6 protein-coding genes are annotated in these 13,722 nt (G+C 33.1%); all 6 read left to right on the top strand.

Going from position 1 to position 13,722, the window contains the following annotated elements; all coding sequences use genetic code 11:
* Positions 1–204 precede the first annotated feature (204 nt).
* Positions 205–3,204 carry a SusC/RagA family TonB-linked outer membrane protein gene (locus SJY27_RS03540; RefSeq protein WP_397446883.1) on the top strand — a complete coding sequence of 1,000 codons (3,000 nt, stop codon included), beginning with the start codon at positions 205–207 and terminating at the stop codon, positions 3,202–3,204.
* Positions 3,205–3,213: 9 nt separating this feature from the next.
* A complete protein-coding gene (locus SJY27_RS03535) occupies positions 3,214–4,698 on the top strand; it encodes a RagB/SusD family nutrient uptake outer membrane protein (protein ID WP_397446882.1) in 1,485 nt (494 codons plus the stop codon).
* A 12-nt stretch (positions 4,699–4,710) separates the two neighbouring features.
* Positions 4,711–6,867 (top strand): hypothetical protein, encoded by a 2,157-nt coding sequence (locus SJY27_RS03530; protein WP_397446881.1) that lies wholly within the window; start codon positions 4,711–4,713, stop codon positions 6,865–6,867.
* Between the two features lie 9 nt (positions 6,868–6,876).
* Positions 6,877–8,538, top strand: coding sequence for a family 16 glycosylhydrolase (locus SJY27_RS03525; protein ID WP_397446880.1), 1,662 nt, complete (start codon positions 6,877–6,879; stop codon positions 8,536–8,538).
* 502 nt (positions 8,539–9,040) lie between these two features.
* Positions 9,041–12,211 (top strand): glycosidase, encoded by a 3,171-nt coding sequence (locus SJY27_RS03520; protein ID WP_397446879.1) that lies wholly within the window; start codon positions 9,041–9,043, stop codon positions 12,209–12,211.
* A gap of 11 nt (positions 12,212–12,222) precedes the next feature.
* The gene (locus SJY27_RS03515; RefSeq protein ID WP_397446878.1) at positions 12,223–13,704 is read left to right on the top strand and encodes a glycosyl hydrolase family 16; all 1,482 of its coding nucleotides are present in this window, start codon (positions 12,223–12,225) and stop codon (positions 13,702–13,704) included.
* Positions 13,705–13,722: the final 18 nt, after the last annotated feature.

The following is a 13,722-nucleotide window of genomic DNA, read 5'->3' as shown; positions in this document are numbered from 1 at the left end:
ACAAATAGCAGAAATCACCTATACATTTACACAACATCTACTTATTTTCTGCTATTTTAATCATCTTTAAATACACTGCTGTTTGTTGATTTTATTGGCTTTTAAGGTTTTTTTTGTCATGTATGTTTTTTGTTGAGGTGATTTTTGTGGTTTTCGTTATTTTTAGATGTTATTTTTGTGTTAAACATAAATAAAACTTTATTAATGAGAAAAATTGTCATAGTATTACTCTTTTCTTTCAGCTCAGTTTTGGCTTATGCACAAACTATGAATGTAAAAGGTGTTGTTAAAGATGCAACCTCAGGAGAACTTCTACCAGGAGTTAGTATTATTGTTAAAGGAACTACAGTAGGTACTGAAACCGATTTTGATGGGTTGTACAGTTTAAAAGTCCAAAAAGGAGAAACCATAGTATTTAATTACTTAGGTTACAAGCAAAAAGAAGTAGTTGTAGATAAAGAAACCATAAATGTTGGTCTCGAACAATCTACAGAAGCTTTAGATGAAATTATAGTTGTTGGATATGGTAAACAAAAACGAAAGGATGTTACAGGGTCTGTATCTTTAGTAGGAGAAGAAACACTAGAGGCTTTAAAACCAACAGATGCTTCTACTGCTTTACAAGGTACAACATCTGGGGTTACAGTAAATTTATCTTCTGGTGCACCTGGGGCTTCTGCCAATATTTTAATTAGAGGGGTAAGTTCAAATACCAATAACCAACCTTTAGTAATTGTAGATGGTTACCAAGGAGATTTAAATAGTATCAACCCAAGTGATATTGAGTCTATAACTGTTCTTAAAGATGCACAAGCAGCTATTTACGGTATACGTGGTGCAAATGGTGTTGTTTTAGTAACCACAAAAGCGGGTAAGAAAAATAAAGCACCTTCTGTAAAGTACGATGTTCAAACAGGTATACAAAATACTACAAGAAGGTTAGATTATTTAAATGCAACAGAATACGCTTTGGTTTTAAATGAAGCTTATGCTGCAAGTGGGCAAACTATACCGTTTACAAATGTAGCAGATTTAGGGCAAGGTACAGATTGGCAAGATCAATTGTTTAATCAGGCTTTTATGCAAAATCATAATATTAGTGTATCTGGTGGTGGAGAGAACGTAAGTTATTTTGTAAGTGCAAATAGAATTGAGCAAGATGGTATCATTGCAAAAGAAAAATCTAACTTTATTAGAAACAATATCAAAGTAAATTTAGGAATTGATATTTCAGAAAAATTAAAGTTTTCATTAATATCTAACTTTTTTACTTCTTATTCAGAAAGCATTCCGAGTTCTGTACTTTTTAATGGTTTAAATTATGCACCAACATTTGGTGTTGAAGAAGATGATACCAATAACTTTTTAGGGATTGAGTTAATCAACCCATTAAACCAATTGACTAATGTGTATAACGAAACTTACGGAAGCGGTTTAGAAGGTAACTTTAAGTTAGAATATCAACCTATAGAAGGTCTTAGTATTACATCAAGATTAGGGTACAAAATTTTCAACCAAAAAGGAAAAACTTTTACGCCTATACAAGATTATGGTTTAGGTAAAGTATTTAATGTGCCTCAAAGTTCTGTTTATCAATTTAAAACAACTTCTACAAGAGTTAATGGCGAAATTTTTGCTACTTACAATAAGTCTATTGAAGAAGATCATAATTTCGCCTTTACCTTAGGTACAAGTATGCAAAATGATTATTTTGATGGGTTGTATGCAACTGGTATTGATGTGCCAAGTAATTCAGTTGATTTTGCAGAATTGTATTTAACTGATTCTCAAAATATTCAAAGAAGCTTAAATAGTGGTTTTGATGATTTTAGATTAGTATCTTATTTTACAAGACTACAATACGATTATAAAGGTAAATACTTATTTTCTGCTTTATTAAGAAGAGATGCTGCATCTCCTTTCGATGAAGACTTAAGAGTAGATCATTTTTGGTCGGTAACCTCTGGTTGGAAAATTTCTGATGAAAAATTTATGGAAGATAATGAAACCATAAGTTTTATGAAATTAAGAGCTAGTTATGGTACTTTAGGTAATTATGTTGGTAATAACTTATACCGTTCTTTATTAAACGGAGAAGCTACTTATGTTTTTGATGGTGCTTTAGTAAATGGTAGAGCACAAGGTGGTTTAGCTAATCCATTAGCACAATGGGAAACTGCAGAAAAATTAGACATTGGTTTAGATATTAATTTCTTTGATGATAAGCTTACTGTTGTTGCAGATTATTTCGAAGAGAGTAGAGACAATTTATTAATTCAAGGTTTTCCTGTTTCAGGTATTTTAGGAACTGGTGCTCCAGGTGGTGCTAACCCAACAGTAAACGCTGGTACTTCTAAAAATACTGGTGGTGAGTTAGCAATTGGTTACAAAGCATTGCAAACAGATAATGCTAGAGTAAATATTAATTATAATGTTACTTATGTTACTAATAATGTAACTGATGTAGAGGGTGGTGCTTTTTTAGAAGGTGGTTCTTTTGCAATAGGTAATCCTGCAATTTCTAGAATGGAAGTTGGGCAACCAATTGGTTATTTTTATGGTTTAGTTACTGATGGTATTTTCCAAACTCAAGCAGAAGTAGATGCGCATCCTTCTCAATCTGATTTAGGTGCAACTACTACTTCTCCTGGTGATATTCGTTATAAAGATATGAACGGAGATGGTAACATAGATTTAGACGATAGAGTAAATATAGGTAATCCACAAGCAGAATTTTTAATGGGTTTAAATATTTCTGCAAACTATAAAAATTGGGATTTTTCAACATATATGTATGCTGAAATTGGTAAAGATATGGTTAGGAATTTTGAACGTTTTTTACCAAATGTAAACAGACCAACATATTATTTAGATAGATGGACAGGCTCAGGAACAAGTAATTCTGTACCAAGATTAACAAATGATGCAACAAACAATAGATTGTTCTCAGATTTTTATGTAGAAGATGCTTCTTTTTTAAGAATGAACAACATACAAATAGGTTACAATATATCACCAGATGTTTTAGAAAAAGTAGGTTTATCTAAATTTAGAATTTATACTTCTATAAACAATTTATTTACACTTACTAAATACACTGGTTTTGATCCTTCTATTAATGGTGGGGCAATTGGTGCTGGTATAGATTATGGTAATTACCCTTCTGCACAACAGTTTTTATTAGGTTTAAACGTTACATTTTAAGATATAGATATGAAAAAAATAAATAAATTTATTCAAAGAGCTATCTATCTATGTATAGCTTTAGTCACAATTTCATCATGTTCAGATGAATATATAGACAATGCAAAAGTAATTGCAATTGATTCTGAGTCATTTTTTAACTCAGAAGCAGAATATTATCAGGCTGTAGTTGCTGCTTATGATCCTTTACAATCAACATTTATAAATGTTTTAATGGGCGAAATCGCGTCAAATAATACATTATGTGGTGGTGAGAGTGCAACAGATGTACCAGGTTATCAGCAAATAGACGATATGATTCATACTCCTGTAAACGCACAATTGCAAAACTTATGGAGTTGGATGTTTGGGGGTGTAAATAGAGCCGCTTATGTTATCGAGTTTAAAGATAATGTAGATTTTGAGGGTAAAGATGCCTTAGTAGCAGAAGCTTATTTTTTAAGAGCTTATTATAATTTCGAATTGGTAAAATGGTTTGGAGATATTCCAATCAAACCAGAAGGTCGTTTCTTTTTAGGTGATGAGAAAACAATTCCAAGATCACCAAAAGCAGAAGTTTATGCTTTAATAGAGCAAGATTTAGAGTGGGCAATAGATAATTTAACATATACAGCTCCACAAACAGGTAGAGTTACAAAAGGTGCTGCACAGGCATTGTTAGGTAAGGTATATTTGTTTCAAGATAAATTTGATGAAGCTTCAGTTGTTTTAGAAAACTTAATTCAAAATGGGCCTTATATGTTAGAAACAGATTATAACAACATTTTTGAGTTTGCAGGAGAAAACGGACCTGGTTCTGTTTTTGAAGTTCAATATACAGATGTAGAAGGTGCTGGTTTTGATTGCTTACAATGTAGTGAAGGTAATGTTGCAGTTGGTTTTCAAGGTGTAAGAGGTTATAATGGGCCAGATTTTACCCCAGGTTTTAGTTTTAATGTGCCTACTCAAGAAGTAGTAGATGAATTTGAAGTAGGAGACTTAAGAAAAGATGTAGCCATATTAGATATTGATGCTTGGGCTGCTTCTACAGGAGCAGAATTTACAACAGGTTATGAGCATACAGGCTATTTCAACAGAAAATACATACCTAGAACTAGAAGTGCCAATGCAGCTGGAGATCAAAACTTGACTAACCCAAATAATTACAGAGCAATTCGATATGCAGATGTATTACTAATGGCTGCAGAAGCTAACAACCGTAAGTCAAGTCCTAATGATGCTTTAGCCAGAACATATTTAAATATGGTAAGAGAAAGAGCTTTTGGTAATGCTGATAATAACATTACTACAAGTGGAACAAATTTAACGGCTGCTATTTATAAAGAACGTAGAGTAGAATTGGTTGGAGAAGGTCATCACTTTTTTGACTTAGTAAGAACAGGAAGGGGAAGCCAAATACCTGGTTTTACACCAAATAAAAATGAAGTATTTCCTATTCCGTTTGAAGAAATTCAATTTTCTCAAGGAAATTGGTCACAAAACCAAAACTATTAATTTTATAGAAATATGAAAAAAATTAAAACAATATACAGAGCATTAGTAATACTTCTAATTGTTAGTGCTTGTACAGAAGATGAAAGAAGTTTAGACTTCTTAGACAATATTGCTGTACCTTCTAATGTAGCAGCATCCTATAATGTAACTCAAGACAATACTGGGTTAGTAACCATAACCCCAACTGCAGAGGGTGCAGTAGCTTTTGATATAGACTTAGGAGACTCTTCACCTATGGTAGAGGGTTTAGAAATGGGTAAGAATATACAACATACTTATGCAGAAGGAACCTACAATATAAAAGTAGCAGCATACAATTCTAAAGGCGATGTTACAGAATTATCTCAAGAGTTAGTAGTATCATTCAAAGCGCCAGAAAACTTAGTAGTTACTATAGAAAATGACGCAGCAATTACTAAACAAGTTAATATTTCTGCAACTGCAGATTTTGCAGCTACTTATGAGTTTTACTCAGGTGAAGCAGATGTTACACAACCTGTTGCTACAGCTAATATTGGTGATGCCATTAATTATCAATATGCAGAAGCAGGTACATACAGTGTAAGAATAATTGCAAAAGGTGGTGCAATACAAACTACAGAATACACAACAGATTTTGAGGTAACAGAAATTTTAGCGCCAATTGAGTCTGCTGCAATTCCACCAACAAGAAATGCAGAAGATGTACTTTCAATATTTTCAAGCGTTTATACTGATATTAATGCAAATTTATTACCAGATTGGGGGCAAAGTCAATTTGGAAGCAGTTTTGGTGAGTACGATTTAAATGGTGATAAAATGTTACAGTACACCAATCTTTCTTATCAAGGAATTGCGTTTGACGATAATAAACAAGATGTTTCAAATATGGAGTTTTTACACATAGATGTTTGGACACCAGATGTAACAAAATTAAAAACATTTATCATCAATGAAACAGATGAAGTACAAGTTACTTCAGATTTAAGAGTAAATCAATGGACAACTATTAACATTCCGCTTTCAGACTATACAGATCAAGGTTTAACCTTAGATCTAATACGTCAGTTTAAATTCGAGTCAGAAGGTCCATGGCCAAGAGAAGGAACCGTGTTTGTAGACAACATTTATTTCTGGAAATCTCCAGCACCTGCTGGCGCTCCAATTTTATCTGATGATTTTGAAGGTAATGGAAATATAACTTCTTGGGCTGGAGACGACTGTGGAATGGATAATAATTTTGCAAATCCTTTTAAAGACGCATTAAATGATTCTGATACTGTTTTAGAATATAATGATACTGGAGGACAATATGCAAATATTAGATTTGAAAAAGGTTCTAGTTTCGATTTAACAGGTGGTAACAGTATTTTCTCATTAAAAATATACGTACCTTCTTCTAGCGTTAGTGGTAGCCAACCAAATCAAATATCTTTAAAATTACAAGATGGTACAGCTGCAGAACCTTGGGCTCAGCAAACAGAAATCATAAAACCTATTGCTTTAGATACTTGGCAAACCGTTTCTTTTGATTTTGCTACAGATGTTACAGCAGGTGCTGCAGATCCATTAAGTAGAACAGACTTTAATAGAGTAGTTTTACAGGTTAATTCAGAAAATAATAATGATACAGTAACTGCATATATTGATGACTTTTCATACGGTTTAGAAGTTGTAGATACAGAGCCGTTTGTAAATGATGATTTTGAAGGAAATGGAACAATTACAACTTGGGCAGGAGATGATTGCGGAATGGATAATAATTTTGCAAATCCATTTAAAGATGCTTTAAACGGCTCTGATACGGTTTTAGAATATAACGATACAGGTGGGCAATATGCAAATGTTCGTTTTGATATTACTCCAAATTACGATTTGAATGCGAAATCTAAATTTTCACTAAAAATTTATGTACCATCCTCTAGCGTAAGCGGAAGCCAACCCAATCAAATATCCTTAAAATTGCAAGATGCAGATCCTAATCCTTGGGAAAGACAATCAGAAATTATCAAAACTATTGCTTTAGATACTTGGCAAGAGGTTACTTTCGATTTTGCAACAGATACAGTTTTAGGTGTTACAGATGCGTTAAGTATTACTAACTTTAATAGAGTTGTTCTTCAAGTAAATTCAGAGAATAATAACGATACAGTTATCGCTTATATAGATGATATTAAACACTTCAAATAAAATATACAAATGAAAAAAATAAATAATATTTATATCGTATTGTTTTCTATGATTTTAGCCCTTGTTGGGTGTCAAGAAAATAATTATCAATTTGGAGAAATTGTTACTCCAACTAATATAACGATTACAGCAGATATTGCAGGTGCAGATGCTAACAATCCTTATGGAGATGGTAGTGGTATTGTACAATTTACTGTAAATGCACAGAATGCTTCTTCTTACGTTTTCTATTTTGATGGTGTTGGAGAAAAATCTCCATCAGGAGAATTAACAAAAAGATTCTCAAAAGTTGGGATAAACACGTATTCGGTTGTGGTAAAAGCAAATGGTACAGGTGGTTTATCTTCATCAGCATTAACAGAAGTAGAAGTTTTTAGTTCTTTTTCTGATGAAGAAGCCGAAAACTTACTAAGTGGTGCAAATGTTGGCGATTCTAAAAAATGGTATTGGCAAGCAGATAAAGATGTTCATGTAGGTTTAGGGCCAGTAACAGATGATTATGGAAATGGCGAATTTGCTTATGAAGCTTGGTGGAATGGAATTAAAGCTTGGGATGCAGAAAAATCTTGTATGTACGACAATGAATTTGTTTTTACCAGAACTGCAAACGGAATTACTTTCGAGCAAACTGTTGGGCCAGCTTTTGTACCAGGTACTTATGCAGGAGATTTAGGTGTTGGTGGAGACCAATGTCATGATGATAGTGTGGCTACTAAAATGTTTGGAGTTAAAAATGTTTCTTTCGGGCCATCTTCATCTAAAGCAGCTTTAGAGGGGTCTTATAACGACAATCCTTATAGAGGTACAACCTTTGAAATTTCTGATGGTGGTTTTATGGGATGGTTAGTAGGTTCAGGAACCTACGATATTATTTCTATTACTAACACAGAACTTATTGTTAGAGTTATTCAAGCAGGTGAAGGTTTTGCTTGGTATCATAAATTTACATCTACTAAACCTACCCAGCAAGCAGAAGGTTTTACGTATAACACTTTAGTTTGGGAAGATGATTTTAACACAGATGGTGCTCCAGATGCCACAAAATGGACTTATGATCTTGGTACAGGAGATAATGGTTGGGGTAATGGCGAAGCACAAACTTATACAAATAATGCAGAGAATGTTATTGTAGAAGATGGTTCTTTAAAAATTATCGCAAAAGCGGATGGTGCTAACTATACTTCTGCAAGATTAAAATCTCAAGGATTGTATGAATTTACCTATGGTAGAGTAGAAGTAAGAGCAAAGTTACCTGCTAGCCAAGGTACTTGGCCTGCAATTTGGATGCTTGGAGCTAATTTTGCAACAGTGGGTTGGCCTGCATCAGGAGAAATTGATATTATGGAACAAAAAGGACAGGATAAAAATACGGTGTTAAGTACACTACATTACCCTGGAAATTCTGCAGGTAATGGGCCTTCTCAATCAACTTCTTTACCAACTTCTACAACTGAGTTTCACAACTATACTGTAGAGTGGACGGATTCTAAAATAGTATTTTATGTAGATGATGTTGCTTACCATACATTGTCAAATGATGCTTCTTTGCCATTCAACGCAGATTTCTTTTTAATCTTAAACGTAGCAATGGGTGGTACTTTAGGTGGTGATATCGATCCAGCTTTTACAGAAGATGCTATGGAAATTGATTATATTAAAGTATTTCAATAAAATATATAATAGACCTTTATTAACTTAGAGTACTATTTATAAAAAGGTCAGAATTTTTTTCTGACCTTTTTTAATGTCTCTTTTCACATTTTCTTAAAAGTTATGTTACTGAATACTTTTTCTCAAATAGTAATAAACTATCATAATTCTGTTATTACAAATATTTAACAGTATTAATATGTAAGTTAAATTTCTTTAGTATTCATCTTAGTCATGCTATTATCCTTATTGTATTACCACATCATTTTATAAAACACCTATACAAAACTACAACACACCAAAATAAATATGCAATAAACCTTTTATCTAAGGTCAATAGATATAACCAATTCATACCAAATTCTAAGTTTTTTCGAAATGTATGTTTTTTGTTGAGGTGTTTTTTAACAATATCATATAATAAATGCCTTAAATTTATAATTCGTTAATAATTCAAATAATCTAACCGATTTTATTTTTGTGATATTTTATGAAAATAAATTCTTAACTTAAAAAGAAAATTATGAAGAACACTGCTTTCAGATTACTATTTTTCTTATTTACATTTAGTCTTTGTGCTCAAGGACCTAAAGTGTCTGTAATGAAAGATGCTAATGGTATGAAATTAATAATTGATGGTAAGCCAACAATTGTTAATGGTATCAATTGGGATTATGTACCCATTGGCTACAATGTATTGGATGCTAAATTTTGGGAAAAATCAGATGAAATTATTAAAGCTGGTTTAGATGGTGAAATGCCACTTTGGCAAAATATGGGGGTAAACGCCATTAGAACATATATTGGTATGCCACCAAAGTGGATCACTTATATTTATGAAAACTTTGGTATTTATACCATGATAAATCATCAATTTGGTGCTTACGGATTAACAATAGATGGTGTTTGGTATGCAAAAACTGATTATGCAGACCCTAAAGTAAGAAAGCATTTAATTAATGCCACTGTTAATATGGCAAAAACGTATGAAAATACTCCAGGTCTTTTACTTTTTATGTTAGGTAATGAAAACAACTACCATTTAACTTGGGAAGGCGCAGAAACCGATGAAGGTATCATTATTAATGATGATGATCCTGCAAAAAGGGCACAAGCAAGAGCAATGTATAAATTGTTTAATGATGCCACTGTTGCTATGAAAACAGTAGTTAAAAATCATCCAATAGGTATTTGTAATGGAGATTTACTGTACTTAGATATCGTTGCAGAAGAATGTAAAGATATAGATGTTTATGGTACAAATATGTATCGTGGAGATTCCTTTTATGATGCTTTTGATAGAGTTGCCAAAGAATTCAACAAACCAATATTATTTACAGAATTTGGTTCAGATGCTTTTAATGCAAGAGATAATAAAGAAGATCAGTTAATGCAAGCCTATTACATGGTAAGCAACTGGAAAGAGATTTATGCCAATGCCTATGGTTTAGGTAAAGCTCAAAATTCAATTGGTGGTTTTACTTTTCAATCTAGTGATGGTTGGTTTAAAGCAGGTTTTAATGATAGAAAAAATGCAGATGTGCATGATACAAAAGCTTCTTGGGCAAGTAATGGTTATAGTAAAGATCAAGCTAAAGAAAATGATAAAAACATGAATGAAGAATGGTTTGGTATTGCTGCAAAAGGTGCAACAGATGTAAGAGGTTTATACACCTTGTATCCTAGAGCATCTTATTACGCATTAAAGCAAGCTCATTCATTAAACACATTTACAAGTACAAAAGAATCTGTAGAAAACCATTTTAAAAACATAAATTTAATGGATGCACTGCTAAAGGCCAGAGGAGATAAGGCTGCTATGGGCAGTGGTAAAAAATTAGAAATAAGTAACCTTAGAGCAGAATTTACAACCTTCAATACAGGTGGTTCTTTATTAACAACTCCTCAATTTGCAGATGGTACAGGAGATACTTATCCAGATAGATTAGGTTTTGATCATATGCAATCTTATTTCGTTGGTGTAAAAGGGCAACCTGCTGCAAATATTAAAGCAGAAGTAAATTTTAATATTTTAGGAAATGTAGCTGGTAATCCTATTGATGATATTTTTTATGAAAACGTTGGTAGACCAATTCAGGTAGATACGCCAGGTGGTATAATAACACTCGCTGATAATAATAGGTTAAGAGTGTATAATGCAGAATTTGAGTGGAGTGCAGAAGATTTTGACATGAGAGGTTTCTATAGAACAGGTCATTATCACTGGGGATATGAAGGAGATTTCTTCGGCATTTATCCAGAAGCATATTATGGCCCTAATTTAGACATCTATAATGGAGAAATTTTAGGTGTTGAAGTAGATGGTAAAGGCGCTTTTTCTGGCTTAAAAGCCGCTTTTGGTCCTCAACTTTGGTGGGGTGCAAACCCAGCAGTATTGTTAAAATATCAAAAAAGTTATAAAGGTTATGATTTTTCTGCAATCTATCATAAAGATATTGTTTCTGGCTCAGGTGTAGATGAAAACGGAAATAGAGTTTTAGACCCAGTTCAGTTAAGAACGGGTGTAATTCCTGCTTTACCAACAGAAAGAGCAACAATTGCTGTAGAAAAGAAAATGAAAAATTTTGGGGTGCAATTAGGTGCAATTTGGGGTGGTAAACCTTTAAATGGTAGAGTTTATCAAGATTATAATGAAAGAGGCGAATTAAAAGATGATAAAATACAATCTAAAGACAACTGGGGTGGTAAAGCTAAAATTACTTATACAAATGGTGGTTTTAATTGGTATGCCCAAGGTGCTGTTATGGGGTTAGTAGCTAATGGTGGCGCAGATCCTACATTAACATTTACAGGTTGGAAATTAAAAGATTCTGGAAGTGGAAATATGAGTAACTTTTTAACAGGTATTGCTTATAATTTTGGTGGTAAATTTCAAATTGCTCCCAATTTCATGTATCAAAAACCTTTGGTGGATGCAATGCCAAATGATGGTGGAGATCCTAGAGGGAGTTTAAGAAATTTTGTTGATGATCCTTTTGTAGTTAGAGCTGGAAACAGAGAAATGACAGCTGGTGAAATTCTTTTTACTTTCGATCCAACCCCAGCTACATACATGTATGAGTTTGATAATGATAGAGCAGAAGATGCAAAGTTTGCAATGAACTTAGGTTTTGTATATCGTAGTTTGCCAACAACACAAGATGCTGCAATTGGTTTCTTAGCAAATCGTACCTCATTTGCTTTTGCAAAATCAGCTCCAGCAGCAGATTTATGGGAAATAAATTCAAGAATTGTATCTAAACTTAATCCAGATTTTGGTTTTATTACCAACCTTTATTATGGTACAGGTCAGGCTAATGGAGATAGTGAAAGACTAATTTATAGAGGTGGTGCAGATTTAAGAATGATTTACAATAAGTTAAAAGTTACAGGTATGGTTAAAGTAAACGATTGGGGGCCTTTCGATTATCATAGAGATTTTAACTTAACGTTTCCAATGCAATTAATGTTAGATATTTCAACTTCTGTAGGCAAGCCAGACTGGTTAATTTTACCTGATACCAAAGTAGGGCTTAGAGGAACTTGGAGATCATTAAATGAGTTTTCACCAAGATATGCTCCTAATCAAACTGCTAGCGCATTTGCTACAGATACTAGATTAAGTCCTGTTGGTTTTCCAAATGGTTCAGAGTGGGAAATCAGAACATACATTCATATCAACATCGGTAAATAAAATAAAAAGACATGAAAACAAAAATATATATATATCCAACAATCATATTCTTTTTAGGGTTGATTTTACTAACAACAAGTTGTGAAAGAGAGGTTTCAGAAGATGCAATCGATCCGATATTTAATTCATCAGGAGAAATATTTGGTGATGCTCCACAAGGCTTAACAGATGAGTTTTTCATCTCTTTTGATCCTGCTGGAGGCGCAAATACAGAGGGTTTTGGTACAGACGAAACTATTTTCTATGAAGGCAGTAGCTCTATAAAAATAGCAGTACCAGCACCAAACGATCCAAATGGAGGTTTTATTGGCGGTATTTTTAGAGATAGAGGAGAAGGTAGAGATTTAACATCTTATGATGCTTTAACATTTTATGCCAAAGGATCTACAACAGGTACAATTGGTCAGGTTGGTTTTGGTACAGATTTTTTAGAGGGTAAATATCCTGTTTCTCGTTCTAATATCCAATTAACTACAGATTGGAAAAAATACATTATTCCAATTCCTGATGCAAGTAAACTTACACAAGAAAAAGGCATGTTTTTATTCGCTGCAGGTGGTTTAGATATTATTGATAACGTGCCAAATGGTAATGAAATCGGTTGGACATTTTGGTTAGATGAAATTAGATTCGAAAAACTAGGAAACATTGGGCAAGCAAGACCAATGATTTTTAACGGGCAAGACGTTTTTGAAGATGTTTTTACAGGATCTCAAATATTCTTAAACGACTTAAAACAATCTTTCCAGTTAGGTACTGGAGAGGTGGTTACAGTAAACCCATCTTATAATTATTTTGATTTTAGTTCATCAAACACAAGTATTATCAATACAGATAATTTACAATTTGATGCTGCTGGTAATCCTTATATAGAGGTTTTAGATGCTGGTACAGCTACAATTTCTGCTTCATTAAATGCTGTTGCAGCAGAAGGTTCATTTACCGCAAATTCTTTAGGTGAGTTTGCTACTGCACCAGAACCAACAAAACCTCAAGAAGACGTAATTTCTATTTTTAGTGATTCTTATACAAGTGTTACCGGACTTAATTTTGCAGCTTTTAATGATGATAATGTAGTAATATCAGCACCAATTGCAAATGGTAATCAATACGTTAGTTACGAAAATTTAAACTTTGTTGGTTTGGGCTATAATGGTACTGTAAACGCTTCTAGTATGACGCACTTACATGTAGATGTTCAATTAACCAGTGCTGGTGCAAAAAACTTTATTGTAGAGCTAATAGATTTTGGAGCCAATGATTCAGATGACGGTTTACAAGGATCAGATGATACAGCTGGCGGATATTTAGTGCCAAGTAACCAATTAATCGAAGGCCAATGGGTTGGTGTAGATATACCCTTAAATGCTTTTACAAGATCTACTGGAGGTGGTGGAGCAGGTAGACCAAATATAAATAATATTGGTTTAGTTGGCTTTGTTTCCACAAGTTTAGATTCTTTTCTAATTGATAACGTTTATTTCTATAAATAATAAATTGCTTCTAAAATT

This window comes from Polaribacter sp. R77954, from assembly GCF_044595335.1.
GTDB lineage: Bacteria > Bacteroidota > Bacteroidia > Flavobacteriales > Flavobacteriaceae > Polaribacter.
Note: the sequence above shows the minus strand (reverse complement) of the source record. Positions and strands in the feature narration are given on the sequence as shown.